This is a genomic window from Leifsonia sp. ALI-44-B (genome assembly GCF_001984125.1).
Taxonomy (GTDB): Bacteria; Actinomycetota; Actinomycetes; order Actinomycetales; family Microbacteriaceae; genus Okibacterium.
On record NZ_MTQL01000007.1, the window covers coordinates 257,171 to 283,220 of the forward strand.

28 protein-coding genes are annotated in these 26,050 nt (G+C 68.9%); 17 read left to right on the forward strand and 11 right to left on the reverse strand.

Annotation, left to right across the window (positions count from 1 at the left end; translation table 11 throughout):
• Positions 1-18 precede the first annotated feature (18 nt).
• From ALI44B_RS08200 to ALI44B_RS08215, 4 genes are all read right to left on the reverse strand, one after another.
• Positions 19-963, reverse strand: coding sequence for a DNA-3-methyladenine glycosylase family protein (locus ALI44B_RS08200; protein ID WP_077054251.1), 945 nt, complete (start codon positions 961-963; stop codon positions 19-21).
• Between the two features lie 83 nt (positions 964-1,046).
• Positions 1,047-2,108 carry a hypothetical protein gene (locus tag ALI44B_RS08205; protein ID WP_077054252.1) on the reverse strand — a complete coding sequence of 354 codons (1,062 nt, stop codon included), beginning with the start codon at positions 2,106-2,108 and terminating at the stop codon, positions 1,047-1,049.
• 119 nt (positions 2,109-2,227) lie between these two features.
• Positions 2,228-2,704, reverse strand: coding sequence for a PaaI family thioesterase (locus ALI44B_RS08210; protein WP_077054253.1), 477 nt, complete (start codon positions 2,702-2,704; stop codon positions 2,228-2,230).
• Between the two features lie 37 nt (positions 2,705-2,741).
• Positions 2,742-3,308, reverse strand: a complete 567-nt coding sequence (locus ALI44B_RS08215) for an acyl-CoA thioesterase (RefSeq protein ID WP_077054254.1) — start codon at positions 3,306-3,308, stop codon at positions 2,742-2,744.
• 222 nt (positions 3,309-3,530) lie between these two features.
• Here ALI44B_RS08215 and ALI44B_RS08220 point away from each other — a divergent pair, with 222 nt between their 5' ends.
• From ALI44B_RS08220 to ALI44B_RS08265, 10 genes are all read left to right on the forward strand, one after another.
• Positions 3,531-4,586 carry an NAD(P)-dependent alcohol dehydrogenase gene (locus ALI44B_RS08220; protein ID WP_077054255.1) on the forward strand — a complete coding sequence of 352 codons (1,056 nt, stop codon included), beginning with the start codon at positions 3,531-3,533 and terminating at the stop codon, positions 4,584-4,586.
• A gap of 175 nt (positions 4,587-4,761) precedes the next feature.
• The gene (locus ALI44B_RS08225; RefSeq protein WP_077054256.1) at positions 4,762-5,766 is read left to right on the forward strand and encodes an aldo/keto reductase family protein; all 1,005 of its coding nucleotides are present in this window, start codon (positions 4,762-4,764) and stop codon (positions 5,764-5,766) included.
• 27 nt (positions 5,767-5,793) lie between these two features.
• Entirely contained in the window at positions 5,794-6,045 is a 252-nt protein-coding gene (locus ALI44B_RS08230; RefSeq protein ID WP_077054257.1) for a type II toxin-antitoxin system Phd/YefM family antitoxin, read from the forward strand.
• Entirely contained in the window at positions 6,030-6,434 is a 405-nt protein-coding gene (locus ALI44B_RS08235) for a PIN domain-containing protein (protein WP_077054258.1), read from the forward strand. Before ALI44B_RS08230 ends, ALI44B_RS08235 begins: the two co-directional genes overlap by 16 nt.
• Before the next feature lie 35 nt (positions 6,435-6,469).
• On the forward strand, positions 6,470-7,666 hold the full coding sequence (locus tag ALI44B_RS08240) for a glycosyltransferase (RefSeq protein ID WP_143459120.1): 1,197 nt from the start codon (positions 6,470-6,472) through the stop codon (positions 7,664-7,666).
• A gap of 78 nt (positions 7,667-7,744) precedes the next feature.
• Positions 7,745-8,590 (forward strand): DUF6518 family protein, encoded by an 846-nt coding sequence (locus ALI44B_RS08245; RefSeq protein WP_143459122.1) that lies wholly within the window; start codon positions 7,745-7,747, stop codon positions 8,588-8,590.
• A gap of 55 nt (positions 8,591-8,645) precedes the next feature.
• Complete coding sequence (locus ALI44B_RS08250) at positions 8,646-9,458, forward strand: PIG-L deacetylase family protein (protein ID WP_077054261.1); 813 nt, start codon at positions 8,646-8,648, stop codon at positions 9,456-9,458.
• Between the two features lie 20 nt (positions 9,459-9,478).
• Positions 9,479-10,183 carry an NUDIX domain-containing protein gene (locus ALI44B_RS08255; protein ID WP_077054262.1) on the forward strand — a complete coding sequence of 235 codons (705 nt, stop codon included), beginning with the start codon at positions 9,479-9,481 and terminating at the stop codon, positions 10,181-10,183.
• Positions 10,184-10,330: 147 nt separating this feature from the next.
• Positions 10,331-11,410, forward strand: a complete 1,080-nt coding sequence (locus ALI44B_RS08260; RefSeq protein WP_077054263.1) for an inositol-3-phosphate synthase — start codon at positions 10,331-10,333, stop codon at positions 11,408-11,410.
• Between the two features lie 155 nt (positions 11,411-11,565).
• Positions 11,566-13,041, forward strand: a complete 1,476-nt coding sequence (locus tag ALI44B_RS08265) for an anaerobic C4-dicarboxylate transporter family protein (RefSeq protein WP_077054264.1) — start codon at positions 11,566-11,568, stop codon at positions 13,039-13,041.
• 95 nt (positions 13,042-13,136) lie between these two features.
• On the opposite strand, the gene ALI44B_RS08270 is transcribed toward ALI44B_RS08265, so the two are convergent.
• Positions 13,137-14,255: an N-formylglutamate amidohydrolase gene (locus ALI44B_RS08270; protein ID WP_238592165.1), complete on the reverse strand. Its 1,119-nt coding sequence runs from the start codon at positions 14,253-14,255 to the stop codon at positions 13,137-13,139.
• Between the two features lie 16 nt (positions 14,256-14,271).
• Positions 14,272-15,381 (reverse strand): bifunctional 2-methylcitrate synthase/citrate synthase, encoded by a 1,110-nt coding sequence (locus ALI44B_RS08275; protein WP_077054265.1) that lies wholly within the window; start codon positions 15,379-15,381, stop codon positions 14,272-14,274.
• Positions 15,382-15,513: 132 nt separating this feature from the next.
• On the opposite strand from ALI44B_RS08275, the gene ALI44B_RS08280 reads away from it, so the two are divergent.
• Both ALI44B_RS08280 and ALI44B_RS16140 read left to right on the forward strand, forming a co-directional pair.
• Complete coding sequence (locus ALI44B_RS08280) at positions 15,514-15,849, forward strand: hypothetical protein (protein WP_077054266.1); 336 nt, start codon at positions 15,514-15,516, stop codon at positions 15,847-15,849.
• A gap of 74 nt (positions 15,850-15,923) precedes the next feature.
• Positions 15,924-16,484 carry a hypothetical protein gene (locus ALI44B_RS16140; protein ID WP_083709762.1) on the forward strand — a complete coding sequence of 187 codons (561 nt, stop codon included), beginning with the start codon at positions 15,924-15,926 and terminating at the stop codon, positions 16,482-16,484.
• 86 nt (positions 16,485-16,570) lie between these two features.
• On the opposite strand, the gene prpB is transcribed toward ALI44B_RS16140, so the two are convergent.
• From prpB to ALI44B_RS08310, 5 genes are all read right to left on the reverse strand, one after another.
• A complete protein-coding gene (prpB, locus tag ALI44B_RS08290; RefSeq protein WP_077054267.1) occupies positions 16,571-17,470 on the reverse strand; it encodes a methylisocitrate lyase in 900 nt (299 codons plus the stop codon).
• 19 nt (positions 17,471-17,489) lie between these two features.
• The gene (locus ALI44B_RS08295) at positions 17,490-19,013 is read right to left on the reverse strand and encodes an MmgE/PrpD family protein (RefSeq protein WP_077054268.1); all 1,524 of its coding nucleotides are present in this window, start codon (positions 19,011-19,013) and stop codon (positions 17,490-17,492) included.
• 70 nt (positions 19,014-19,083) lie between these two features.
• Positions 19,084-20,007, reverse strand: coding sequence for an SDR family NAD(P)-dependent oxidoreductase (locus ALI44B_RS08300; protein ID WP_077054269.1), 924 nt, complete (start codon positions 20,005-20,007; stop codon positions 19,084-19,086).
• Positions 20,008-20,009: 2 nt separating this feature from the next.
• Positions 20,010-21,191 (reverse strand): thiolase family protein, encoded by a 1,182-nt coding sequence (locus ALI44B_RS08305; protein ID WP_077054270.1) that lies wholly within the window; start codon positions 21,189-21,191, stop codon positions 20,010-20,012.
• Positions 21,192-21,193: 2 nt separating this feature from the next.
• The gene (locus tag ALI44B_RS08310) at positions 21,194-21,736 is read right to left on the reverse strand and encodes a YbhB/YbcL family Raf kinase inhibitor-like protein (protein WP_077054271.1); all 543 of its coding nucleotides are present in this window, start codon (positions 21,734-21,736) and stop codon (positions 21,194-21,196) included.
• 198 nt (positions 21,737-21,934) lie between these two features.
• Between ALI44B_RS08310 and ALI44B_RS08315 the strand changes: the two genes are divergently transcribed.
• The 5 genes from ALI44B_RS08315 (at position 21,935) to ALI44B_RS08335 (ending at position 25,920) form a co-directional block, all read left to right on the forward strand.
• Positions 21,935-23,092 (forward strand): AI-2E family transporter, encoded by a 1,158-nt coding sequence (locus tag ALI44B_RS08315; RefSeq protein WP_143459124.1) that lies wholly within the window; start codon positions 21,935-21,937, stop codon positions 23,090-23,092.
• Between the two features lie 169 nt (positions 23,093-23,261).
• Positions 23,262-23,990, forward strand: a complete 729-nt coding sequence (locus ALI44B_RS08320; RefSeq protein WP_179100238.1) for an alpha/beta fold hydrolase — start codon at positions 23,262-23,264, stop codon at positions 23,988-23,990.
• A 102-nt stretch (positions 23,991-24,092) separates the two neighbouring features.
• Entirely contained in the window at positions 24,093-24,887 is a 795-nt protein-coding gene (locus ALI44B_RS08325; protein ID WP_077054273.1) for a hypothetical protein, read from the forward strand.
• Positions 24,884-25,303: a phage holin family protein gene (locus tag ALI44B_RS08330; protein WP_077052955.1), complete on the forward strand. Its 420-nt coding sequence runs from the start codon at positions 24,884-24,886 to the stop codon at positions 25,301-25,303. Before ALI44B_RS08325 ends, ALI44B_RS08330 begins: the two co-directional genes overlap by 4 nt.
• A complete protein-coding gene (locus ALI44B_RS08335) occupies positions 25,300-25,920 on the forward strand; it encodes a DUF3618 domain-containing protein (protein ID WP_238591945.1) in 621 nt (206 codons plus the stop codon). The genes ALI44B_RS08330 and ALI44B_RS08335 overlap by 4 nt, the downstream gene beginning before the upstream one ends.
• Positions 25,921-26,050: the final 130 nt, after the last annotated feature.

The window sequence follows — 26,050 nt, forward strand, 5'->3', positions numbered from 1 at the left end:
AGCCGAGCAACCTCGCGGCTAGTGCCCGCGGTGATCCTGCACGGTCATCTTCGGACCATGACGTTCCTTGTGGATGCCGCTCCGCAGGATGAGGCGGAGGACGCGCTGACGGTGCCCGCGCCAGGGTTCGAGCAGCTCGAGCATCCCGTCGTCGTCGACCGGTGACCCTGTGAGCGCCACGCCGACCGTCGAGGCCAGGTGGTAGTCGCCCACGCTGACCGCATCGGGGTTGCCGTGGGCGCGCAGCGTGACCTCGGCCGCCGTCCAGACGCCGACGCCCGGCAGGCTCATGAGTCGGCGCTCCGCCTCGGCGTGGTCGGTGTCGAGAGTGCGTTCGAGCGCTTCGGCGAGGCGCGCCGACCGCACGACGGTCTGCGAGCGCTGCGGCCCGACACCGGCCTTATGCCAGTCCCAGCTGGGGATGAGGCGCCACCCCTCGGCACTCGGCGCCACCATCATGCCCGCGGGGACCGGGCCCGGCGCGGGCTCGCCGTAGCGGCGCACCAGCAGGCGCCACGCGCGCCACGCCTCGAAAGCCGTCACTTTCTGTTCCATCACGGCGGGCACGAACATCTCGAAGACGAGCCGGTTGCGGCCGATGCGCAGGCCAGGGTTGCGGCGGCGCACCTCGCTGAGCAGGGGGCTGGCCGACACGTCGAGGGCCGACCAGTCGTCGTCGCGGCCGAGCAACTCGGGCACGCCGTCGATGGCCCACTCGGCGCCCGGGCCCCACGCGGCCGCGTCGATCTGCGCGACGCCCGTGGTGCCCCGGGCACCCTGCGTCAACCGCAGCGACGCCGGACCGTGCGGCGTGCGCATCGTGAGCCAGACTCCCCCGGGGATGCGCCGGAAGCAGGGGCCGTCTCCCCCGCGGGCCATGAGCCACACGGCGTCGAGCAGCGCGACCGGTTCGGTCGGCGTGTAGACGGTGCGCACGCAGTCGGCGGCGAGGGTGTCGAACATGATGAGGCCACCTTACGTCGCGACCACCGACATTCGGTCGGGCCGGGTTGTGGCCTTCGGACAGGCGCCGGCCCCGTCCGGCTTCAGCCCGCCGATCTCGCCGACGAGAAACGCAGACCCGTCATGCCGTTCGCGGGCCAGGTCGCAGTCACCCCGGTGATGGTCGATTCCGAGCCATCCTCATCGGCACGGATGGTGATGCTCACGTTCGTGGTCACCTGAACGCCGCCTCGCGCAAACTGGTCGGGCGTCGCGCATCCGGCCGAGTAGCTCGAATCGGGTTGCACGAGCACGACGCAGATCTCGCCCTCGATGTCCTTGGCGGCGTAGACCCGGCCGGTCCAATCGGCTATCGATCCCGTCAGGAGCAGACGGAACGAGTCCGCACGAAAGTGATCGTCGCTCACCGAATCGGGCGGCAGATCGCCCGACAACTGATTACGGCTGAACTCGGCGAGCGCCTGCTGCGAGGCCAGCGCACGCCAATCCGCCGCATCGTCGTCCGCGGCGGGTGTGGCGACATCGGAGGCGCGGATGTCGCTCGCTGCCCGATCGCGTTCGCTCGCCACGTTGGCGCCGATGCCGAAGCCCGCGCCGGCCGCGATGACCACGACGGCGAGCGCGAGCCCGGCCGTCCACGGTGTCAGGCGGGAACGCACATCCCGAAAATGGTGCGCACGCGTCGTCCGATCGAGCGGGACTTTGTCGCCGTCATCACCTTCGCCGCCGTCACCGTCGCCGCCGCCGAAGGGCGCGAACTGGAACTCGCCGGCGAGAGGCGCGGACGCCTCCTCGGCACGACGCGCGCGCGTATTCGCGGCCTGGCGTTCCGCCGCTTCCGACCGCTCCGTCCAGGTGGCTAGTTTGGCTTCGGCGACCGCGGCCAGCCAGGTCGCACTACTCCCGGTCGATGCGGGCGCAGTCGGGGAGGGGAAGCTCGACGTCGGTTCCGTGGCCTCTGCTCTCTTCGGCGAGCGGGTGCCGCCGCGTTGGGTGCCGCCGAGTTGGGCGTCAATGCGGCGCAATTCCTCGGCAGCACGCGCACGGTCGGATTCGGAAGCGCTCGGAGACGCCGCTCCGAACACCAGGGCCTGCAATCGCTCGCGCCGGTCTCGGAGCTGAGCGCGTTCGCGGTCATCGTCCATCGGGAGGTCCTCCTCCGTCGCGTCGTTGCGAGGGTGCAGATATGTGGGCGAAATGCCCGACATCCCCTCACTATGCACCCGCTGACGCGCGCGGAGAACCCCTTGCCTTTCGGGCGCCGCTAGCGCCCTTCGGGCAGCATGACGATCGTGGCCTGAGCCGACGCGCACCGGCGTTCGGTCGGCGCGGCGGCATCCGGGCTCGTCGGCGCATCAGGCGCAGCGGATGCCGGAGCCGCCGTCGTCGCCGCGAAGACGTCGACGTGCACCACGGCCTGACGCCGGGTCGAGTCGACGACGTGGGCGCGGGCCACCAGCTTGTCTCCGATGCCGGGACGCAAGTACGTGATGGTCAAAGCCGACGTGACAACGCGCGGCCCCAACACCGTGGCGCCCGCGAACGTGGCCGTGTTGTCGGCGAGATAAGCGATCACGCCGCCGTGCACATAGCCGTTCTGCTGCAGGTGGTGGGGCAGGATATCGATGGCCATCGACGCGTTTCCGTCGCCGAAGTCGGTCATTTCGGCGCCGATGAACACGCTGAAAGCCTGGGAGGCCAGCACGTCCTCGGCCGGGTTGCGGGAGGAGGTATCAGTCATGGGGTTCCTTCTGTTCAGCGCGGGATCGCCGCGCGTCTTACCTCTTCGACCATACGCTCGGTGCGGGGGTGTGCGTGTTCGGTAGCGCGACATCCGAGCCCCATTGCAGCAGGAATTCGGGCACCTCGAGGCCCGCGGGTGGCTCGCCGATGACCTCGTGCAGCTCGGAGTTCGACACCGTACCGCCGGACTTCTTCTTCAGCCGCCCGCGCACGAAAGCCTGCGTATAGATCTCGCCGTCGACCACCACGCGGTGCTCGATGAAGATGGCCTTGTGGTCGTAGCCGATGACGCGGGACTCGATCACGAACGGCTGCCACAACCGCAACGAGCGTCGAAACGTGATCGTCTCACTCGACACCACGGGATACCAGCCGCGTTTCGAGAACTCGGCCCACAGCCCCGACCGCACGAGCAGGTCGTAACGACCCAGGTCGAAGATCGACAGGTAGACGCCGTTGTTCATGTGGCCGATGACGTCGAGATCGGTGGGCAGGGTGCGCACGCGCAGGTGCCCCACGTCGTAGTGGCCGATGGTGCGGCCCCGGCGCAGTCCCCGGTGCGACCGCAGGAACGTGAACAGGGTGCGGAAGAAGAGATGCATTCGAGGGATGCTACGCCCGCGGCATCCGCGCCTCTGCATGTCTGTGCCGAACCCACAACCGGCCCGAGCGCAAGGCCCCCACCCCTTGAGCGGATGCCACAGAATGCGCGAGTATCCTGACCAAGGCACATCGCCACACTCCCCCACCCCGCACGGCCGGCCGCTCTCTGCCCCCGGCTGAAGCCCGGCTGGCGGGTGACCGTCGACTTAGTGAGGATCCTCATGACGACCACAATCAACGCAATCAAGAAGCCCAACGCCGAGGCTCCCTTCGAATTCGGCACCATCGAACGCCGCGACCCGCTCGAACACGACGTCGTCATCGACATCAAGTTCGCGGGCATCTGCCACAGCGACATCCACCAGGCCCGCGAAGAATGGGGCAAGGCCATCTTCCCGATGGTTCCCGGCCACGAAATCGCCGGCATCGTCACCGAGGTCGGCTCGGGTGTCACCAAATACAAGGTCGGCGACCGCGTGGGCGTCGGATGCTTCGTCGACTCGTGCCGCGAGTGCGAGAACTGCAAGGCCGGCGAAGAGCAGTTCTGCACGAAGGGCAACGTGGCCACCTACAACGGCCGCCAGTACTCGGGCGAAGAGACCTACGGCGGCTACAGCGACACCGTCGTGGTCGACGAGAACTACGTGCTCGGAATTCCCGAGGGCATCGACCTCGACATTGCGGCGCCGCTTTTGTGCGCCGGCATCACCACCTACTCGCCCCTCAAGCACTGGGGTGCCGGCCCCGGCAAGAAGGTCGCCATCGTCGGCATGGGCGGCCTCGGCCACATGGGCGTGAAGATCGCGGCGGCCCTGGGCGCCGAGGTCACCGTGCTCAGCCAGTCGCTCTCGAAGGAAGAGGACGGCAAGGCCTTTGGTGCACACCACTACTACGCCACGAAGGATGCCGAGACCTTCAAGAAGCTGCGCGGCGAGTTCGACCTCATCATCAACACGGTCTCGGCCGATATCGATGTCGACGCCTACCTCTCCACGCTGGCCCTGAACGGCTCGATGGTCTTCGTGGGTGCGCCCGAGAAGCCGCAGTCGTTCCGCGCGTTCTCGCTCATCGGCGGGCGTCGCAGCCTCGCCGGCTCGAACATCGGCGGCATCCGCGAGACGCAGGAGATGCTCGACTTCTGCGCCGAGCACGGCATCGGCGCCACGGTCGAGGTCATTTCGGCCGACCAGGTCGACGAGGCCTATGACCGCGTCGTGAAGAGCGATGTGCGCTACCGCTTCGTGATCGACACGGCCACGATCCCCGCCTCGGCGTAGCAAACACCGCTGAGGCGAACAGCCTCGGTTTTCCCGAATGCCTCGGGCTCGCGCATCCTGTGCGGGCCCGGGGCATTCGTGTTGCCGGATGCCCCGCCCGGCACGCCCTGTCGCGCGCCCGGCTCGTTCGCGCAACCCCTTTGCCGCTCCCTCCACCGAGGAGAAGGATCGGAACATGGAATTCCGTTACCTCGGCCGCAGCGGCCTGAAAATCTCCGAAATCATCTATGGAAACTGGCTCACCCACGGGTCGCAGGTCGAGAACGAGACCTCGCTCAAATGCGTGCGGGCCGCTCTGGATGCCGGCATTACGACGTTCGACACCGCGGACACGTACGCCAACGGCGCGGCCGAGACCGTGCTCGGCCAGGCACTGAAGGACGAGCGCCGAGCATCCCTCGAGATCTTCACCAAGGTGTACTTCCCGACCGGCCCCAAGGGCCCCAACGACACGGGCCTCTCGCGCAAGCACATCCTCGAGTCGATCGACGCCTCGCTCGAGCGCCTCGGCACCGACTACGTCGACCTCTATCAGGCGCACCGTTTCGACCACGAGACCCCGCTCGAAGAGACCATGCAGGCGTTCGCGGATGTCGTCCGCCAGGGTAAGGCGCTCTACATCGGCGTGTCCGAGTGGAACGCCGAGCAGCTGCGCGCCGGCCACGAACTCGCCACCGATCTCGGCATCCAGCTCATCTCGAACCAGCCGCAGTACTCGATGCTGTGGCGTGTGATCGAGGAGGAGGTCGTGCCCACCTCGGCCGAGCTCGGCATCTCGCAGATCGTGTGGTCGCCCATCGCCCAGGGCGTGCTGACGGGCAAGTACAAGCCGGGAGCCGACCTGCCCGAGGGCAGCCGCGCGACCGACGAGAAGGGCGGCGCCGACATGATCAAGCGCTTCCTCAACGACGAGACGCTGACGGCCGTACAGAAGCTGCAACCCGTGGCGGATGGCCTGGGCATCACGATGGCGCAACTCGCCGTGGCCTGGGTGCTCTCGAACGACAACGTCGCGGGAGCCATCGTCGGAGCGTCGCGCCCCGAGCAGATCGAGTCGAACGCCGCCGCCTCGGGCGTGAAGCTCGACGCCGACGTCAAGCAGGCCGTCGACGAGGCGCTCGGGTCGTTGCCCGAAACCGACCCGTCGCAGACGAAGTCCCCGGAGAAGCGCCTGGCATAAATCCGCCGAATCAGATAATCTGATTCCATGCACATGCTCAGCGCAACCGAGGCCAGTCGGTCGTTCGCCGCCGTGCTCGACGATGCCGAGCACGGCGAAACGATCGTCATCACTCGTGGCGGCCGGCGAATCGCCACGATCGGTCCGGCATCCGCAAGTAACGGCGCGGCTTTCCTCGCCCTGCTGAAAGATCACAACGTCGATCCCGATTTCGCCGCCGACGTCGCGTCGGTCGACGAGGTCCTGGCCGAGGAGGGTGACGCATGGCCCGCCGACTGATCATCGATACGGGCGTGCTCGTGCAGGCCGAACGCGACGGCTCGTTCCTCGACGGGGTCGTCACCGACGATGACGACCTCGTCATAGCCGCCGTAACCGTTGCCGAGCTGCTGTTCGGCGTCGAACTCGCGACCGACGAGCGGCGGCCTCGGCGCGAGCGGTTCGTCGAATCGATCATCCGCGAGATCCCCATCGAGGACTACGACGACGACGTGGCCGAAACCCATGCGCAGTTGCTCGCCCACACGCGCCGCGCGGGGAAGAAGCGCTCGGCTCATCATTTGATGGTCGCGGCTACGGCGGCTTCCACGCGTCGAACCGTTGTGACCACCGATCGCGCCGCCCACTTCGGCGACCTGCCGGGCGTGCGCTGCATCGAAGTCGGCTAGACGTGGGTTCGGCCTCCCGGCCCCGCGTCGCCCTCGTGTCACTGCACACATCCCCGCTGGCAACCGCCGGTTCGGGCGATGCGGGCGGCATGAACGTCTATCTGCGCGCCTTGGCCGACGGTCTCGTCGCCGACGGTTTCGAGGTGGATGTCCTCACGCGCCGCACCTCCGCCGATCAACGACCTGTCACCACACCGGGCGGCGCCCGCGTCCTGTTCCTCGACGCCGGGCCCGCTGAGCCGGTGGCGAAGGAAGACCTGCCCGGGTTGGTCGACGCGTTCACGGAAAGCGCCCTCGCCGCCGGTCCCTACGATCTCGTGCACTCCCACTACTGGCTCTCGGGCCTAGCCGGAGAGCGCCTCGCCGCCGCATCCGGGGCCCCGCACCTCGTCACGCTGCACACGCTCGCGGCCCTGAAGAACGAGCTCCTGGCCGAGGGCGATACCCCCGAGCCCGAGGCGCGCGTCGCAGCCGAGCGCGCGCTCCTCGAAAGCGCCCGCGCCGTCATCGCCGTTTCCCAGGCCGAAGCCGACGCGGCCGTCCGCCTGGCCGGGGCCGAACACCAGCGCGTGCGCGTGGTTCTGCCCGGAGTCGACACGCAACTGTTTGGGCCCCCCGCCGCGGGCGAGGACGAAGCACGTCGTGACACGAACATCCACCGTCCGACGGTCGTCGTAGCGGCGCGCGTTCAGCCGTTGAAGGGGCAAGACCTCGCCATTCGAGCGATCGCGGCGCTCCCCCGGGATCGTCGGCCGCAACTCGTCCTCGCCGGCGACGCCACGGCCAGTCACGCCGCCTACGTCGCCGAGTTGCACGAACTCATTGAGGAATCAGAGTTGCGCTCGATGGCTGGCGATGCCGATGCCGACGTCCTCTTCGTCGGGCCGCTCGATCGCGAGCAACTCGCCGAGACGCTGCGCAGAGCCTCGGCCCTCCTCATCCCCTCGCACTCCGAGACATTCGGGCTCGTGGCGCTCGAGGCGGCGGCCAGCGGCATCCCCGTGATCGCCTCGCGCGTCGGCGGCCTGCCCGAAGCCGTGGGCGACAACGGCATCCTGCTCGACGACCGCCGAGCCGAATCGTGGGCGGCCGCCATCGACGCGGTCCTCGCCGAGGCGCACGATGCCGCCGGTCGCACCCGCCTGCGGGCCCGAGCCCTCGCCCACGCCGCACCCTTCCGCTGGGATGCCGTCGCCCACCGCGTCGGCGACATCTACCGCTCGCACCTCTGACCCGAATACATCCTCAGGTCTATGCGCATGCGCCGCAGGGCCGATGTGCGCGGGCCGCATCCTGGCTTGACTGGGAGGATGACCTCCCCCACTCCGCACGTTCCGTCGGTGGCAGCGCCGACCACGGCCCACCCCACCATCGCGCGCGGAAGCCTGACCTATCAGGCCCCTGCACGTCCGGCACGACGCACGGTCGAGACGCCCTCGTCGGTCGAGTCGGCCGACGTCACCCAGCCTGGCGCGCGTGCGGACGAAGCGACCGTTACGTCGACGCCAACGCCAACGCCGTCACTGCCTCGGGTCAGCCGTCTCCCCGGGCCCCGCCCGCTCTCTCGCGCGCTGCTCCTCTCAGCGGCCGCCATCGCGGGCGGTCTCGTCGTCGGCGGCATCACGTCGTTCGGGCAGCTGCTGCCCGGCACGCTCAACTGGCTGGCCAATTCGGTTGCCGGATGGAGCATCCCCATGGTCCTGCTGGTGGCGTGGGCGCGCGGCGGCGTGTTGCGCTCGGCCATCACGGGCGGGCTGGTTTTCGTGGCGATGTCGCAGGGGTATGCGCTCGTCTCGACGCTGCGGGGCTATCCGGACCAGGGCATTCGGTGGGCGCTCATTGGCTTGGTCGCCGGGCCGGTGCTGGGCGCCGCGACGGCCCTGCTCCGTCACGAGAGCCGACGCATCGTGGCGATCGCCGCGGGCGTGCTCGGTGGCGTCATCCTGGGCGATGCCGTGCACGGTTTCGTCGCGACGCCCGCCGGTTGGGGCTCCTGGGTGATCGTTGCGAGCGGCGCCCTCGCCTTCCTCGTGGTCACGGCCGTCGTGCTGCTGCGAGCCTGGCGCCCCACGCTCCTCCTCGCGGCCACGGCTGCGCTCGTCGCCTCGGCCTATGCCCTGCTGCTCGACCCTTTGCTCGGCCTCGTCTTCCGGTAACGGCCGCAACCGCCGCCAGCCATGTCGCGTGCCCGACCTCGGGTAACATCGCCCGGTGACCTCAGAACCCGTCGAGTTGCTCGGCATCCGCCCCACCCGTGTCGCTTTCCTGCACGCCCATCCCGACGACGAGACGCTCGCGACCGGCCACCTGATCGCGTGGCTGACCGAGAACGGATGCGAGGTGCACATCGTCACGGGCAGCCGCGGCGAACGCGGCGAGGTCGTTCCCGGCCCCCTCTCGGCCCTCGAAGGAACGCCAGCCCTGGTCGACGAACGCGAGCACGAACTCGAACGAGCCCTCACCGCTTTGACCGGCGACAGCGCCGCCCTGCACCACGTCTTTCTCGGAGCATCCGGTGCTCGCGCCGACGGCCTGCCCGCGCGGCGCTACCTCGACTCGGGCATGCGCTGGGGTTCCGACGGTTTCGCCGAGGCCGACGGAACCGCAGACGCCCGCTCCTTGAGCCTCGCCCCCCTCGACGAAGTGACGGCAGACCTCGTCGCCGCGCTGGACCGCATCCGGCCCGATCTCGTCGTCGGCTATGACGAGCGCGGGGGCTACGGTCACCCCGATCATGTTCGGATGCGTGAGGCCGGGTTCGCGGCAGCCCGCCGGCTCGAACTGCCCTTCGCCGAGGTCGTCGAGAGCCCCGCCGAGGCGGAGGCGTTCCACTTCGACGCGGCGCCTGAGACCGAGACGGACACCCGCCTCTTTCGCCGGGACTTCGCGGCCCAGCATCCCCGCGTCATGGCGGCGCTCGGCGCGCACCAGAGCCAGCTGCGTGTGGAGGGCGACGACGTGGTGCACTCGGGTGGCCAGCGCCAGCACGTGCCGAGCGTCGAGACGCTGCGCCTCGTGCGCTGACCCGCGCATACGATGGCGGCATGGCTTCTACCCCGCACGACGACTCCGCGACCGCATCCACCGACGCCGCCTCACCCGGGGTGCTGACGCCCGATAGCCGCGGCCGAACGGGACTGCACCTGACGGGCGCCGACCTCGACCGCAACCCCGATGTGCGCGTGCGCAACGTCGAGGTCGTCTCGGATGGCTGGCACGTGCTGCGCCGCACGACACTCGACTATCGCGGGCGCGACGGAGCCTGGGCCACCCAGCAACGTGAAACCTACGACCGGGGCAATGGCGCCACCATCCTGCTCTATGACCTCGAGGCGCGCACCGTCCTGCTCACGCGGCAGTTCCGCTTCCCCGCCTACGTCAACGACCACCCCGACGGCATGCTCATCGAGACGGCCGCGGGGCTGCTCGACGGCGATTCGCCCGAGACGGCAATCCGGCGGGAGGTAGCAGAGGAGCTGGGCGTGACCGTCGGCCCCGTGCGGCCCGTCTTCGAGCTCTACATGAGCCCCGGTTCGGTCACGGAACGCGTGCACTTCTTCGTCGCGCCGTGGACCTCGGCCGATGTGACGGGCCCGGGCGGCGGGGTCGCCGACGAGGGTGAAGAGATCGAGGCGCTCACGATTCCGTTCGACGAGGCGTTGCGCATGACATCCGACGGGCGCATCGCCGACGGGAAGACCGTCATCCTGCTGCAGTGGGCCGCGCTGAATCTCTTCGCCGCGGCCTAGGGCGCAGCGGAGTTATCCACAAGCCCCGTCGTGGGCCCGCCCGCGCCCAGCCCATTGTTCTAGAGTGGGAAGTCGGCGACGAAGCCGCATCACAGAACGTTAACGAGAGTTCAGGCCGCGAGTCGGCCGTTTAAGGATCAGAACCACATGGGTATTCGTGTTGCAATCGCCGGCGTCGGAAACTGTGCGAACTCACTCATCCAGGGCGTCACCTATTACGCCAACGCCGCAGACGACGAGACCGTCCCCGGCCTCATGCACGTCCGTTTCGGGCAGTATCACGTGCGCGACCTCGAGTTCGTGGCCGCCTTCGACGTCGACGCCAAGAAGGTCGGCCTCGACCTCGCCGAGGCCATCTGGGCCAGCGAGAACAACACCATGAAGTTCACGGATGTCGCGACCACCGGTGTTCCCGTCAAACGCGGCCCCACGCTCGACGGCCTGGGCGAGTACTACCGCGAGCTGGTCGACGAGTCCGAGGCCGAGCCCGTCGACGTGGTGCAAGAGCTGCGCGACTCGGGTGCCGACGTGCTCGTCTGCTACCTGCCCGTGGGTTCCGAGGAGGCCGCGAAATTCTACGCGCAGGCCGCCCTCGACGCGGGTGTCGCCTTCGTCAACGCCATCCCCGTGTTCATCGCCAGCGACCCCGCGTGGGCGCAGAAGTTCGTTGATGCGGGCGTGCCCATCGTCGGCGACGACATCAAGAGCCAGCTGGGCGCCACCATCACGCACCGCGTCATGGCCCGCCTGTTCGAGAGCCGCGGCCTGAAGATCGACCGCACCTACCAGCTCAACGTGGGCGGCAACATGGACTTCAAGAACATGCTCGAGCGCCGCCGCCTGCAGTCCAAGAAGATTTCGAAGACGCAAGCCGTGACCTCCAACATCGTCGAGAACCTGCCGGCCAACGATGTGCACATCGGGCCGAGCGACCACGTGCCGTGGCTCGACGACCGCAAATTCGCCTACGTGCGCATCGAGGGCCGCGGCTTCGGCGACGCACCCGTGTCGCTCGAATACAAGCTCGAGGTGTGGGATTCGCCCAACTCGGCCGGCATCATCATCGACGCCGTCCGCGCCGCCAAGCTCGCGCTCGACGCCGGCCAGGGTGGCCCCATCGAGTCGGCATCGGCCTACTTCATGAAGTCGCCGGCCATCCAGCACCCCGACGACGAGGGTCGCGAGCTGCTCGAGGCCTTCATCGCCGAGACGCGCTCCGCCGACTAGCGAGCACAGCACCGACCCCGTCCCCCTGACGACGGGTTTCAGAACCACGCGGCCGTTTCGACCACCCACTGGGTGCGCCGAAACGGCCGCGGGTCTATGTTCTGAGGTAGCGGCGAAACCACCGACGGCTTCGCCCGGATCGGTTGGGGGCAGCCGTGGACACCGCACTCTTCATCCTGCAATTGCTCGTGGTGCTCGGCGCCATCGTCATGGGCACGCGATCGTCGGGTGTGGGCCTCGGCCTCTGGGGCGGCGCGGGCGTCGCCGTGCTCGTCTTCGTCTTCCGCCTGCCGCCCGGCTCGCCGCCCGTCGATGCGCTCCTGATCGTCATCTCGGTCGTCGTCGCGTCGTCCGTCATGCAGGTGGCGGGTGGCATCGACTGGATGGTGTCGGTCGCCGCCAAGCTCATCGCGCGCAACCCCAAGCAGATCACGCTCGTCGCTCCGCTCGTGGCTTTCCTGTTTTCGGTGGGCGCCGGCACCTCGAACATCCTCTACCCGCTGCTGCCCGTCATCCAGGATCTGTCTTATCGCAACGGCATCCGCCCCTCGCGCCCGCTATCGTTGGCGGTCGTCTCGACGGGCGTCGCGCTGGCGTGCAGCCCCGTTTCAGCGGCCATGGCCGCCATGGTGACGCTCACGGATGTCGCACCCTACGACTTCGAGCTCATCGACATCCTGAAGGTGACGATCCCGGCCGCGATCCTCGGCATCGTCGTGTCGAGTTTCGTGGTCGCGCGGCTCGGGAAGAACATCGCCGACGACCCCGAGATCCAGGCGCGCATCGCGGCGGGAACGATCCCCCCGCCCGAGGTCGGCGCGAACCCCGCACCGGGCGCGGCGTCCACTCGGGCGGCGACCGACCACAACCCGCCGACGACGGGCATCGCGGCCGTCGGTGCGCACAGCGTCACGCCCGCCGCGGGCCCGGCCGTCGTGCGCGGTCCCGGCTCGGCGCCGCTACAGCCGGCCGTCACCGTCACCGCGGCCGGTCGCAACGCCGCCCTCATCTTCTTCACGGGCGTTCTCGCCATCGTCGCGTTCGGGCTCTTCAAAGGTCTGCGCCCCCTCGATGGCGAGGGTGAACCGGTTTCGATGACGCCCATCATCGAGATCGTCATGTTCGTGGCGGCGACCATCATCCTGCTCGTCTCGCGCCCGCGCGTGTCCGAGGTGCCCACGACGACCGTGTTCCGCGCCGGCATGGTGTCGGCCGTGGCGCTGTTCGGCCTCGCGTGGCTGACCGACACGTTCCTGAGCGCCCACACGGAAGAGATCGCGGGCAGCGTCGGATCGCTCGTGCAGGCCGTCCCGGCGATCTTCGCGCTGGGCGTGTTCCTCGTGTGCGTGCTGACGACGAGCCAGTCGACCGCCACCCGCACCATCGTGCCCATCGGGCTGGCGGCCGGCATCCCGCTCGGTCTGCTGTCGGGCATGTGGGCGGGAGCCTTTGCGGGCATCTATCTGCTGCCGACCAACGGTTCGCAGATCGCCGCCGCCAACTTCGACGTGTCGGGCAGCACCCGACTCGGCACGAAGCTCGTCGACCACGCGTTCTTCCTGCCCACGCTCATCCTCGCGGTCACGACGATCGCCTTCGGGGCCCTGTTCGGCGTGCTGTGGGGCGGATGATGGGCGTGCTCAACGACGAGTTCGCGGTCTTCACCGGGCACGATCGGGCGAGCGCCGTCGGGCCAGCGTCGTCGGCCCAGCGTCGCCGCCGCGGGCTAGTTCTGCCTGTAGAGGGCCCAGGCGTCGCGACAGGCGTGCGCCAGCCGGTCCACGTGGTCGAGGTCGGGTTCGACCCATCCGACGCCCGGCCGCCGCAGGATCTCGGCGTTGGCCTCACCGAGCAGATACTCGCGCAAGAACTCGGCCTGCACCGCATCCAGTTGGGCACCGGTAGCTGAGGCGGCCCCGGCGAGCTCGCCGAAACGGGCCCCCGCGCGAATGATCTCCTGGCTGCCGAGATAGGGCTTGTTCAGGGCGACATCGCTCGCCGCCCGCACCCCGAAGGCCGCGCGATGGGCCTCGGCCAGAGTGCGAACGCGATCGGGATGCATCGTCACACTCATCGAGGCGTCCTCACCGCGCCGCTCCCCCCGCTCGTCGCCCCGGTTCGAGAGCGCCACGACGGCCGGCAACCGGTCGGCCTCGGCGCGCGGAACGTTCACCGCACCGTCCCGCGTCGTCGTCGTATTCATGGTGTCGTGGAAGGACAGCGTCGTGAAGCGCGTGCCCGCGTCGATCGCGCGCGCGGCGAAACGTTCGAGCAGGTCGTCGCGGGTGCGCTCATAGACGTCGACGCCCCGGGTGCCGGCGTCCTCGAAGGCGCGCGTCAAGCGCTCGATCTCGGCCTCGGTTTCATCGGCCGAGACCCGCAGCAGAGGAAAGAACGAGAACGTAACGGGACGGATGGCATCCACGCCCGTGAGATCGACGCGTTCGAACGGCCCCGCGGCGCGCACCCGCGCCAACGCTTCGGCGAGGGAGGCGCGCAGATCGGCGGGCCGCGCACGGTTGGGGTCGCGCACCAGCCGCGGATGCGGATTCTCGACCACCACGATGCTCTCGTCGATCTCGGCCCAGCGGCGCACCACCGGGCTCGTCGACTGGTCGGTGAAATCGAATTGCAGCCGTCGCGTGAGTTCGGGCGCGAGAAACTCTCGCAATTCGCCCGGGATGAGCGAACCGGCGTGCGGCGCGCTGACGAGCACATCCGCGCGCGCGATCGCCTCGTCGAGCGTCGAGCCGGTGTCCTTGCCGGCCCAGCGCACGATGTCGGCGGGCGCGAAACGCGTGCCCGGTTCGAGGAACAGCGGTTCGGCGTCTGACGCGGCCATCATGATGCCGGGCCGAGCCCTAGAGGTGCCGCTCGTCGGGCCCGTTGTACTCCGACAGGGGGCGGATGAGGGCGTTCGACGCGAGTTGCTCGCGAATATGAGCCGTCCACCCGACCACGCGCGCGGCCACGAAGAGCGGCGTGAACGTGCCCGTGTCGAAACCCATCAAGCGATAGGCCGGACCCGAGGGGTAGTCGAGGTTCGGCTTGATGTTCTTGCGTTCCTGCATGGCCGTCTCGAGCGTCTCGTAGAGGTCCATCAGGTCACGCTCCCCCGACGCCTCGACCAACGTCTCGAGTGAGGCTCGCATGGTGGGAACGCGCGAGTCGCCGTTCTTGTAGACCCGGTGGCCGAAGCCCATGATCTTGCGTTTGGCCGCGAGCGCCTCGTCGAGCCAGGCCGGGGCGGATGCGGCATCCCCGATCTCGTCGAAGACGTGCATGACGGCCTCGTTGGCACCCCCGTGCAGCGGGCCCTTGAGCGCGCCGACCGCGGCCGTGACCGCCGAGTAGAGGTCGGCGAGCGTGGACGTGACGACGCGCGCCGTGAACGTCGACGCGTTGAAGGAATGCTCGGCATACAGAATCATCGACACCGTGAAGGCGTCGACGATCTCGCGCGACGGCACCTCGCCGAAGGTCATGAAGAGGAAGTTCTCGCTGTAGCCGAGGTCGTCGCGCGGCTCGATCAGCGAGTCGCCCCGCCGGCGGCGCTGGTCATAGGCCACGATGGCGGGCAGCTGAGCGAACAGGCGGATGGCCTGGCGCAACGTGTTGGCGTCGCTTAGGTCCTCGGCGCTCGCGTCTGTCGCCCCGATGGCACTCACGGCCGTGCGCACGACATCCATGGGGTGGGCGCTCGTCGGCAGCAGGTCGATGACGGCCCGCACGCGATTGTCGAGGGCCCTCTGCGTGCGCTCGCTCTCTTCGAAATCGGCCAGCTGTTCGAGCGAGGGAAGCTCACCGTGCCACAGCAGATAGGCGACCTGCTCGACGCTGCAGGACGCGGCCAGCTCCTGCACGGGGTAGCCCCGATAGAGCAGCGAATTCGTCTCGGGATTCACCTTCGAGACGGCGGTGTAGTCGACGACGACCCCCGCCAAACCCTTCTTGATCTCGGGCTCGGCCATGTCTGCTCCCTTGCATTCGACCGGGTGGATGCCCACCCACCCCTGCATGCTACCCGCCGCCGCCCTTGCCAGCCCAGGCTGCGAGACGTCAAGGGCCTTCTGCGTTCCGGGGATAGTGCCTAACGTGTGAGCATGAAGCATCTGACCTTCTCTGACAAGTCCCTCTTGATCGACGATGAGACCGCGGACACCCTGGTTGAATATGCGGCCCTGCTGGTCAACCACGACAAAGCGGACAGCGTCGATGTGCACGCCTTCGGCGCGGACGGCGATGAGGTGGAAGCCACCCTGCTGCTGAGCGCCGGGGCGCCGATCATGGTCGAATCCACGCACACGTCGCTGAACGAGCCCGCCAACGAGAAGGCCCTCGAGCATATGCGCCGGGAGATCCGTCGGTTGACGGCGGCGAACCGCGCCCAGCCGGACGACGGCCCGGACACGAGCTACACCGAGCACTTCGAGTCCTGACGACACGACCCAGCGCGGGGAACCCTGCTGTGTAGCCGAACGCACGCTAAGGTCGCACACAGAAAGGGGAATCCATGTCACAGAACGACCCGAACGGCACGCCTTCGAACGAGGGCCACAATTCGCAGCCTCCCGCCTACCCGCAAGGCGACCAGCAGGGCCAGGGCCAGTACGGCCAGCCCGGTCAGGGGCAGCACGGCGAGCAGTACGGCCAGCAGCCCCAATATGGTCAGCAGCCCGCGTACGGCCAGCAGCCGCAGCAGTACGGCGGCCAGCCCAACGCTCCGCAGTACCCGCAGCAGGGCGGTTACCCCGGCCCCGGCCAGAACCAGGTCCAGTCCTCGTCTTACCCGGGCAAGGTCCTCGGCATCGTCGGCCTCATCGTCTCGTTCCTCGGCGCGTTCTCGATCATCGGCCTGATCCTGAGCATTATCGCCTTCGTGCAGTCCAAGAAGGCGGGCCGCAAGAACGGCGTCGCCCTCGCGGGCATCATCGTGGGTTCGATCGTCACGATCCTCGTGATCATCGGCTTCATCGCGATCGGTGGCGCCATCGCGCACGTCGTCGAATACTGCGCCGAGCACGGTAACGGCACGTTCGTCGAAGATGGCGTGACCTACACCTGCGGCAGCTAGCAGCACCCGCACAACGTCGAAACGCCCGCCCCGAGCATCCGGGGGCGGGCGTTTCTGCGTGCAGCGGCCAGAGGTGAGGCGGCCGGCTACTTCTCGATGCGGAACGTGTAGACCGAGTTGTCGAAGTGGTTGTAGCCCTCATAGTCGATGAGGTCGTAGAGGTCGGCGCGGTGCTGCATCTGGCCGAGCTGCGACGTCAAGGCGCCCACGTCGTTGAGCGTGTCGAGCGCGCGTTCGGCCGCGCCGACGGCCATGCGCAGCAGCGACACAGGCCAGATGACGATGTTGACGCCCACCGACGCGAGCTGCTCGGTCGTGAACAGCTCGCTCTTGCCGAACTCGGTCATGTTGGCGAGGATCGGCACGTCGACGGCCCGGCGCACGGCCTCGAACTCGGCGAGGTCGCGCATGGCCTCGGGGAAGATGGCGTCGGCTCCGGCATCCACCAACGCTTTGGCGCGGTCGATGGCGGCATCGAGACCGTCGACGGCGCGGATGTCGGTGCGCGCCATGATGAGGAAGTTGGGGTCGCGGCGCGCATCGACGGCGGCCCGGATGCGCTTGAGCGCCGTCTGCTCGTCGACCACCTGTTTGCCGTCGAGGTGCCCGCAGCGTTTCGGGTTGACCTGGTCTTCGATGTGCGTTCCGGCCAGGCCCGCGTCTTCCAGCTCTTGGATGGTGCGCGCCACGTTCATGGGCTCACCGAATCCGGTGTCGGCATCGACGATGGCGGGCAGCTCGGTCATGCGGGCGATCTGTTTCGAGCGCCCGGCCACCTCACTCAGCGTCGTGAGCCCGATGTCGGGCAGGCCGAGGTCGGCGCTCAGAACCGCGCCCGAGATGTAGACGCCGTCGAAGCCTTTGCGTTCGATCAGGCGCGCGGTCAGAGGGTTGAATGCGCCGGGGAACCGCAGCAACTCACCCGTGGCGAGTCGCTCGCGGAACAGTCGGCGCTTCTCGGCGGGCGATGTGGTGGCGTAGAGCATTGTTCTCCTTCGAGGCCGTCTAGAAGAGGCCGTGCGGCGGTTCGATCGACGCGAGCACGCCGGGGGCGGCCTGGATGGTGAGCTGACCCACCTCGTCGGCCGTGAGTTCGGGCAGCCGCTCGGCGAGCGCGAGGAAACGCTCGATCTCGCTCTCCTCGAGCACGGGGGCGGCGAGCATCCGGAATTTGGCGATGTAGTCGGCGCGACCGAACGGGCGGGCACCGAGGGGGTGCGCGTCGGCCACGGCGATCTCGTCGACGATGCGTGTGCCGTCGGTCAGCTCGATCTCGACGCGGCCGCCGAATGCCTTCTCGGCGCGGTCGGTCGAGTGGTAGCGGCGCGTCCACTCGGGGTCTTCGGCCGTCGTGATCTTGTGCCACAGTTCGACGGTGTCGGGGCGCGCCGCGCGGGCCGGCGTGTAGGAGTCGACGTGGTGCCACGCGCCGTCTTGCAGCGCGACGGCGAAGATGTAGGGCACCGAATGGTCGAGCGTCTCGCGCGTGGCCCGGGGGTCGTACTTCTGCGGGTCGCCCGCACCCGACCCGATCACGTTGTGCGTGTGGTGCGAGGTGTGGATGACGATGCGCTCGACGTTGGCGGGGTCGGCGAGTTCGGGGTGGCTGCCGTGCAACCGGCGGGCCAGGTCGATGAGCGCCTGCGCCTGGTATTCGGCCGAGTGCTCCTTCGTGTAGCTGTCGAGGATGCTGCGCTTCTGCTCGCCCGCATCGGGCAGCCATACCTCGTAGGACGCCTCGGGCCCGCCCAGCAGCCAGGCGATGACACCGTCTTCGCCCTCGTAGATGGGCACGGGCGACGTCTGCCCACGCATGGCCCGGTCGACGGCCTCGATGGCCATCTTGCCGGCGAAGGCGGGGGCGTGTGCCTTCCACGTCGAGATCTCGCCCTTGCGCGATTGGCGCGTTGCCGTGGTGGTGTGCAGCGCCTGGCCGACGGCCTGGAAGATCGTCTCGGCGGGCAGGCCGAGCAGCGTGCCGATGCCCGCGGCGGCCGAGGGGCCCAGGTGCGCGACGTGGTCGATCTTGTGGGCGTGCAGGCTGATGGAGCGCACGAGGTCGATCTGGATCTCGTAGCCCGTGGCGATGCCGCGCACGAGATCGTGCCCCGTGGCGCCCACGTGCTGGGCGACCGCGACGATGGGCGGGATGTTGTCGCCCGGGTGCGAATACTCGGCCGCCAGGAACGTGTCGTGGTAGTCGAGTTCGCGCACCGCGACGCCGTTGGCCCACGCGGCCCACTCGGGCGACACGCGGCGCGAGGCGGCCGGGCCGAATACGGTCGCACCCTGGCCGCCCACCGAAACGGGGTGCGCGAGCGCCTGCGACCGGGCCGAGACGACGGGCGAGCGCGTGAGGGATGCTGCAGCCACCGCCGCATTGTCGATCACGCGGTTGATCACCATCTCGGTGACCTCGTCGCTCACCGCCACATCGTCGACGGCGACCTGGGCGATCTTCCAGGCCAACTGCTCGGAGCGCTCGAGGTTGTCGTCGCTCGGGTGGGTGCGAACGGTGGTCGTAGACATCGGGTGAAGCCTTTCGTGGGAGGAGCGGTGCCGCCCGCGGGCGACCGCGGTGTCGACCCATCCAGCCTACCTAGCGCGGCGCCATGCGGATCGCGCCGTCGAGGCGGATGGTCTCGCCGTTGAGATAGGCGTTCTCGGCGATCGCCTCGACGAGCTGCGCGAACTCGTCGGGCAGGCCGAGCCGCTGCGGGTAGGGCACCTGTTCGCCGAGCGACGCCCGGGCACGTTCGGGCAGCCCCATCATGAGCGGCGTCTCGAAGATGCCCGGCGCGATGGTGTTCACGCGGATGCCGTAGCGCGCGAGTTCGCGGGCCAGGGGAAGCGTGAGCGAGTGGATGGCGCCCTTCGACGCGGCATAGGCCGGTTGGCCGATCTGCCCGTCGAACGCGGCGACGGAGGCTGTGTTGATGATGACGCCGCGGTCGGGGACGCCGCCGTCGGCGGGGCCGTCGGCCATGGCCTGCGCCGCGAGGCGCGTGACGTTCACGGTGCCCAGCACGTTGACGCGCAGGACGCGGTCGAACGCCGCGAGATCGAGCGGCCCGTCCTTGCCGAGCAGCTTGGCGGGTGTCGCAATGCCCGCGCAGTTGACGACCACACGGAGCGGAGCGAGTTCGGTGGCGAGCCCGACGGCCGCCGCGACCTGCTTGTCGTCGGTGACGTCGGCGGGCGCGAATTCGATGCGGGGCAGGTGCTTGTCGGTGCGACGGTCGGTGCGGCGACGGGAGGTGCGTGCGCTGGTCTGAGCGGCCTGAGCGGATGCCGCCGAGGAGGCCGAGCCTGCGCCGGAACCGCCCGCCGCGACATCCGCCCCACCCGCCGCCGAGGCCCCGGGCCGATTCGAGCGCAACTCCTCGGCAACCGCAGCGCCATCGGACGACGGCAGGTCGACGAGCACCACGTGCATGCCGGCCGCCGCGAGCCGTGTCGCCGTCGCGCGCCCGAGCCCGGAAGCGGCCCCCGTGACGATCGCCGACATCTTCGCGTACCTCATGCTCACAGCCTTTCGATGATGGTGGCGTTGGCCATGCCGCCGCCCTCGCACATGGTCTGCAGGCCCCAGCGACCGCCCGTGTCTTCGAGCTGGCCGATCAGCGTGGCCAGCAGTTTGGTGCCCGAGGCGCCGAGCGGATGTCCGAGCGCGATCGCCCCGCCCTTGGGGTTCAGTCGCTCGTCCGAGGCGCCGAGGTCGCGCTGCCAGGCCAGGGGCACGGGCGCGAAGGCCTCGTTCACCTCGAAGGCGTCGATATCGTCGAGGGCCAGCCCCGAGCGCTCGAGGATCTGTCGCGTGGCCGGAATGATGCCCGTGAGCATCTCGATGGGATCGCTGCCCACCACGCGCGAGGCGTGGAAGCGTGCGCGCGGCGTGAACCCGTGCCGAGCCGCGGCCTCTTCGCTCATGATGAGCACGGCCGAGGCGCCGTCGGTGAGCGGCGACGCGTTGCCGGCCGTGATGCTCCAGCGGATCTCGGGAAAGCGCGCGCAGAACTGGGCGTCGCGAAAGGCGGCCGGCAGGGAGGCGAGGCCGTCGGCGGTGGTCGCGGCGCGCACCGTCTCGTCGCGGTCGACGAGGGGGCCGCCCGGCACCTGCACGGGCACGATCTCGCGGTCGAAACTGCCGGAGTCCCGCGCCCGGGCGGCACGTTCGTGCGAGCGGGCCGCGTACTCGTCGAGCTGGCGGCGACTGAAACCCCAGCGCGCGGCGACGAGCTCGGCCGAGATGCCCTGGTGCACCAGGCCGTCGGGGTAGCGTTCGTGCAACAGGGGGCCCGAGGCATCCGCCCCGCCCTGCGCCTGGCCGATGGGCGTGGATGACATGGACTCGACGCCGCCCGCGATGACGATGTCGTAGGCGCCCGCGATCACGCCCTGGGCAGCGAACGCGACGGCCTGCTGGCTCGAACCACACTGCCGGTCGACGGTCGTGGCGGGCACCTCGACGGGGAAACCCGCGGCCAACACGGCGTTGCGCGTGACGTTGACCGATTGCCGACCCGACTGCGTGACGCATCCGCCGATGACGTCGTCGACCAGGGCCGGGTCGAGATCGTTGCGCGACACGAGGCCGCGCAGGGTGCCCGCGAACAGGTCGACGGGGTGCACCTGTGACAGCGCTCCGCCCGGTTTTCCCCGGCCGGAGGGGGTGCGCACGGCGTCGACGATGACTGCGTGCGGCATGGCTACTCCCCGCTGCCCTGACCGAACGAACCCGTGCCGACCAGGATGGCGCGCGCCAGCGTGTGGAAGTGCAGGTTGAATCCCAGCACGGCGGGCGTCGACTCGCGGTCGATGTCGAGCTCCGGCACGTCGACGGCGTGCACGACCACGTAGTAGCGGTGCTCGCCCGTTCCCTCGGGCGGGGCGGCACCCGCGAAGCTCGTCAGGCGCAGCTCGTTGGGCAGCGTGATGGCGGTTTCGGGCAATGCGTCGCTGTCCGGCGCGCCGGCTCCGCGCGGCAGCTCGGTGACGTCGGCCGGGATGTTGAAGACGGCCCAGTGCCAGAAACCGGAACCCGTCGGGGCATCGGGGTCATAGACCGTCACGGCGAAGCTCTTGGTGTCGGCCGGGAACCCCGACCAGCTGAGCTGCGGCGAGACCTCTTCGCCGCCCGAATCGGCCGCATACTGGGCCAGGGCGAGCGGTTCGCCGTCGGTGACATCGGTCGACGTGAGCGTGAACGAGGGCACTTCGTCGAGCCGGGCGTAGGGATCGTAATCGTACATTGACTACTCCGTTCCAGGGATCGTGCGTCGGTAGAGACACCCTACGCCGCCGCCATCCGTCGACTCCGAGAGTTTGTCGGGGAGCGCAACCCCCGGCCGTTTTCGAGCCGTCACGACACGCGCGGCATAGGCTGGCCGTGACCGGACCAGGATGGCCGACGCCGCACGCCGACGCCACGACGCATGAACGAGGACCCGATGATCCGCAAGAAGACCGTGAAGAGCGCGCAGCCGAGCGTTCCCGTCGCGCCCATTCCGAGCGACCCCAAGCCGGGCCTGCGCACCATGTGGACCGACAACCTCGGTCGCACCGCGACCCGCAGCATCCAGATCATCGCGGTTCTGCTGCTCGCCGTCGCCCTGGTCTACGCCCTCATCAACCTGAAGGTCGTCGTCATCCCGGTGATCATCGCCTTGATCCTGGCCTCGGCGCTGCACCCGCTCATCGCGTTCATGCGCAAACGTGGCGTGCCCTCGATCGTGGCCACGTGGGTGGCGCTCGTGCTCGCCATCGTCGTCATCGGCGGCGTCGTCACGCTCATCGTCTTCGCGGTGCAGAACCAGTGGCCCTCGCTCGTGAAGAGTGCGGAGGACGGCGTGAACCAGGTGCAGAACTGGTTGCAGACCACGAACCTGCCCATCGATCAGGCGCATCTGCAAGACCTGCAGAAGACCGCCACCGACTTCCTCACGTCGAGCCAGTTCGGTTCCGGCGCCCTCGCCGGCGTCACGGTCGTGGGCGAGATCGCCACGGCCGTCGCCCTCGGTGTCGTGGTCCTCTTCTTCTTCCTCAAGGATGGCCCCGAGATGTGGGCCTTCCTCATCAAGCCGTTGTCGCCGCACAACCACCAGCGCTTCGAGCGCATCGGCAGCCGCTCGGTATCGGTCTTCGGCGGCTATGTGCGCGGCACCGCGATCGTGGCCCTCGTCGACGCCGTGGGTATCGGCATCGTGCTGTCGATCCTGCAGATCCCGCTCGCCATCCCGCTGGCCGTCATCGTCTTCATCGGCGCGTTCATCCCCATCGTGGGTGCGACCGTCGCCGGAATCCTCGCGGCACTCGTGGCGCTCGTCACCAACGGGCTCTGGGCCGCCGTCTGGGTCGTCGTCGCCGTCGTCGGCGTGAACCAGCTCGAGGGCAACTTCCTGCAGCCCATCGTGATGGGCAAATCGCTCAAGCTGCACCCGCTCGTCATCCTGATCGCTCTGGCCGCCGGCACCATCCTGGGCGGCATCATCGGCGCCATTCTGTCGGTGCCCATCGCGGCCGTGGCGTGGGCGATCATCAAGACGTGGAACGAGAACGACGTTCCCGGTTCGCACCTGCCCGCGATCTCGCGCCGAAAGGATGCCTGAGCTGGCAGCATTCGCTCGGCGGGGTGTGTCTGCTCGGCGGGCAGCCCGGCCCACGGTCGAGATCGTCGAGGTGTGGGGGCAGTCGATAGCGCTGCACACGACCGCAGCGCCGCCGAGGCCCACGACACCGGCACCGACACCGGCATCTTCGGCGGGCTCGCAACTCATTTTGGGCAGGCACGACGGAGCCGTCACAGCCGCTGCACCCGTCGCCGTCCTCATCCACGGCCTCGGAGTCACGCACCGCTACTTCCGACGGCTGCACCGCGAGCTCTCGAGCACTCACACGGTCGTCTCGCTCGACCTGCCCGGCTACGGCGGCCTGCCCCGTCCGCCGCGGCCTCTGTCGGTCGACGACCTCGCGACCATGCTGATCGACCTCTTCGACCGGCGGATGCTGCGCCCCTCGCTCCTCGTCGGCCACTCCATGGGCACCCAGATCGCCACCGAGATCGCCCGCCGCCGACCCGACCTCGCCCGCACCCTCGTGCTGATCGGACCGGTCGTCAACGACCGCCGCCGCACGGCCTGGCAGCAGGGCCTCGACCTCGCGCGCGACACCCTGCTCGAACCGCTCGACGGAAACGTGCTCGTCTTCACCGACTATCTGCGAGCCGGCCCCCGCTGGTATGCCATGGAATTGAAAGAAATGCTCGCCTACCCCTTGCGCGATCGGCTCGAAGGGGTTTCGGTGCCTAGCCTGGTCTTGCGGGGGGAGCATGATCCCGTCGGCAGAGGCGACTGGTGTAAACGGCTTCTCATCAGCAATTCCCGGGCCACGCTAGTGCACGTTCGACGCGGTCGGCACCTCGTGCAACACCGCCAGGCAAGGGCCTGCGCCGAAGCCATCCGTTGGCATGAAACGGAACATGTTAGGGATGAAAAACCCGTCCAGTAAAGGGGATTGCCAGACCCCGTCGGCACCTTCCAGAATCGTCATCACACGTTGCCCTCGACCCCCAGTCGGGGGCCATGCATCAGACGTCACGGAAGGATAACCATGACCGACGTATACACTCCGACGAACCCGCCGGAGGACCACAACTCCACGAGCGGTGTCACCGACACGGCCAAAGAAGTCGCCGGTACCGCCAAGGAACAGGCGAGCCAGGTCGGGCACGACGCCGCAGACTCCGCCAAGAACGTGGCCGGCACGGCCAAGGAGGAAGCATCCAAGGTCGCGGGTGAGACCAAAAAGCAGGCGCAGGCGCTCTACGAGGAGGCTCGCACGCAGCTGCACGAGCAGGCCGGCGTGCAGCAGGGCCGCGTCGCCGAGGGGTTGCGCAGCATCGGCGATGAGCTGAACCGCATGGCTCAGGCATCCGATCAGCCCGGCGTCGCCACGGACCTCGTCTCGCAGGTGGCCTCGCGCACCAGCGGCATTGCCTCCTGGCTCGACGAGCGCGACCCGGGTTCGCTACTCACCGAGGTGAAGAACTACGCCCGCCGCAAGCCCGGCACCTTCATCGCCGTCTCGGCCGTCGCGGGCCTCGTGGCCGGTCGCCTCGTGCGCAGCCTGACGAGCGAAGCGAAGGACGAGAAGGAGGCCGCGGCGTCGAGCGCGTCGAGCACCACCGGCACAGCGGGCGCCTCGACGAGCGCCCCCGCGCACGCCGCTCCGGCCGTGCCCGTGACGCCGGTTCCCCCGGTGCCGCCCGTGCCCGCGTCGCCCGACGACGTCTACGGCGAGGCATCCCCCGCCTACACCGATGGCACGCCCACGCTCGACGGCGACTTCCCGCCCGTCTCGGCGCCCGCCTACGACCCGACCATCGACGACGGGCGCCGGCTATGACGGATCCGCAGCACACCCCCTCGGAAGAGAAAGCGGCGAACACCTCGCTCGGCGATCTGCTCGGTGAGGTGTCGCGCGACATCTCGGCGCTCATGCGCCAGGAAGTCGACCTCGCCAAGGCCGAACTGAAGCAGTCCGCGACGCGTGCCGGCAAGGGCGCTGGACTACTCGGAGGCGCCGGCTACGCAGGACTCATGGCCGTGCTCTTCCTCTCCATTGCACTGTGGTGGGGCCTCGGTCACCTGATCGACAACGGATGGTCTGCCGTGGTCGTCGCCCTCATCTGGGCGATCATCGCGGGCATCCTCTACCTCCAGGGCCGCAAGAAGCTCAAGGACGTACAGGGCATGCCGCAGACCGCCGACTCGCTGAAGAAGATTCCGGACACCCTGAAGAAGAATGAGGAAAACCGATGAGCATGCACTACGACGCCTCTGATCCCGACCAGATTCGGGCCAACATCGAGCGCACCCGTTCCGAACTGGGGAGCGACGTCGACGCCCTCGCCGACAAGGTCACCCCCTCGAAGATCGTCGACCGCGAGAAGGAGAAGCTGCGCGGCCGCGTGGATGGCGTGAAGGACCGCGTGTTCGGTGTCGCCACCGACGCCCGCGACTCGGTCCTCGGCGCCAAGGACTCCGCCGTCGGCTCGGTGTCGGGTGCGGGCAGCAGCCTGTCCGACGCCTCGCACAAGGCCGTCCACAAGGCCGAGGGCAATCCCTTGGCCGTCGGACTGATCGCCTTCGGTGTGGGGTTGCTCGCCGCATCCCTCATTCCCGCGAGCGACAAGGAGAAGGAACTGGCCTCGCAGGCCAAGGATGCCGCGGCACCCGCCCTGCAGGAAGTCCAGGATGTCGCCAAGGGCATCGCCGAGGACCTCAAGGAGCCGGCCCAGGAGGCCGCGCACGCCGTTCAGGAGACCGCCCAGGAGGCCGCCCAGAACGTGAAGGGCACGGCGACCGACGAGGCCGAGAACGTCAAGAGCAGCGCTCAGGACGCTCGCGGCGCGGTGCAGGACCAGGCGAAGCCGTAACGGTGAGGCTGCTGGACCGGGCTTCTTCGGGCCCGCTCCAGCTCACATCTGAGGGGTCGGCCGCTTCGGCGGGCGGCCCCTCTTCCTGCGTGCGCGCCCGCCCCGTCACGGCACGACGCCCCTAGGCTAG

Excerpts from the sequence above, each read along its gene's own strand:
- ALI44B_RS08325 (WP_077054273.1), top strand. The coding sequence starts at position 24,093 with ATGACCGACGTATACACTCCGACGAACCCGCCGGAGGACCACAACTCC.
- ALI44B_RS08305 (WP_077054270.1), bottom strand. The coding sequence starts at position 21,191 with ATGCCGCACGCAGTCATCGTCGACGCCGTGCGCACCCCCTCCGGCCGG.
- ALI44B_RS08270 (WP_238592165.1), bottom strand. The coding sequence starts at position 14,255 with ATGATGGCCGCGTCAGACGCCGAACCGCTGTTCCTCGAACCGGGCACG.
- ALI44B_RS08330 (WP_077052955.1), top strand. The coding sequence starts at position 24,884 with ATGACGGATCCGCAGCACACCCCCTCGGAAGAGAAAGCGGCGAACACC.
- ALI44B_RS08230 (WP_077054257.1), top strand. The coding sequence starts at position 5,794 with ATGCACATGCTCAGCGCAACCGAGGCCAGTCGGTCGTTCGCCGCCGTG.
- ALI44B_RS08310 (WP_077054271.1), bottom strand. The coding sequence starts at position 21,736 with ATGTACGATTACGATCCCTACGCCCGGCTCGACGAAGTGCCCTCGTTC.
- ALI44B_RS08235 (WP_077054258.1), top strand. The coding sequence starts at position 6,030 with ATGGCCCGCCGACTGATCATCGATACGGGCGTGCTCGTGCAGGCCGAA.
- ALI44B_RS08205 (WP_077054252.1), bottom strand. The coding sequence starts at position 2,108 with ATGGACGATGACCGCGAACGCGCTCAGCTCCGAGACCGGCGCGAGCGA.
- prpB (WP_077054267.1), bottom strand. The coding sequence starts at position 17,470 with ATGCTCTACGCCACCACATCGCCCGCCGAGAAGCGCCGACTGTTCCGC.
- ALI44B_RS08280 (WP_077054266.1), top strand. The coding sequence starts at position 15,514 with ATGAAGCATCTGACCTTCTCTGACAAGTCCCTCTTGATCGACGATGAG.
- ALI44B_RS08255 (WP_077054262.1), top strand. The coding sequence starts at position 9,479 with ATGGCTTCTACCCCGCACGACGACTCCGCGACCGCATCCACCGACGCC.
- ALI44B_RS16140 (WP_083709762.1), top strand. The coding sequence starts at position 15,924 with ATGTCACAGAACGACCCGAACGGCACGCCTTCGAACGAGGGCCACAAT.
- ALI44B_RS08260 (WP_077054263.1), top strand. The coding sequence starts at position 10,331 with ATGGGTATTCGTGTTGCAATCGCCGGCGTCGGAAACTGTGCGAACTCA.
- ALI44B_RS08295 (WP_077054268.1), bottom strand. The coding sequence starts at position 19,013 with ATGTCTACGACCACCGTTCGCACCCACCCGAGCGACGACAACCTCGAG.
- ALI44B_RS08215 (WP_077054254.1), bottom strand. The coding sequence starts at position 3,308 with ATGCATCTCTTCTTCCGCACCCTGTTCACGTTCCTGCGGTCGCACCGG.
- ALI44B_RS08300 (WP_077054269.1), bottom strand. The coding sequence starts at position 20,007 with ATGAGGTACGCGAAGATGTCGGCGATCGTCACGGGGGCCGCTTCCGGG.
- ALI44B_RS08245 (WP_143459122.1), top strand. The coding sequence starts at position 7,745 with ATGACCTCCCCCACTCCGCACGTTCCGTCGGTGGCAGCGCCGACCACG.
- ALI44B_RS08225 (WP_077054256.1), top strand. The coding sequence starts at position 4,762 with ATGGAATTCCGTTACCTCGGCCGCAGCGGCCTGAAAATCTCCGAAATC.
- ALI44B_RS08335 (WP_238591945.1), top strand. The coding sequence starts at position 25,300 with ATGAGCATGCACTACGACGCCTCTGATCCCGACCAGATTCGGGCCAAC.
- ALI44B_RS08210 (WP_077054253.1), bottom strand. The coding sequence starts at position 2,704 with ATGACTGATACCTCCTCCCGCAACCCGGCCGAGGACGTGCTGGCCTCC.
- ALI44B_RS08200 (WP_077054251.1), bottom strand. The coding sequence starts at position 963 with ATGTTCGACACCCTCGCCGCCGACTGCGTGCGCACCGTCTACACGCCG.
- ALI44B_RS08315 (WP_143459124.1), top strand. The coding sequence starts at position 21,935 with ATGATCCGCAAGAAGACCGTGAAGAGCGCGCAGCCGAGCGTTCCCGTC.
- ALI44B_RS08220 (WP_077054255.1), top strand. The coding sequence starts at position 3,531 with ATGACGACCACAATCAACGCAATCAAGAAGCCCAACGCCGAGGCTCCC.
- ALI44B_RS08275 (WP_077054265.1), bottom strand. The coding sequence starts at position 15,381 with ATGGCCGAGCCCGAGATCAAGAAGGGTTTGGCGGGGGTCGTCGTCGAC.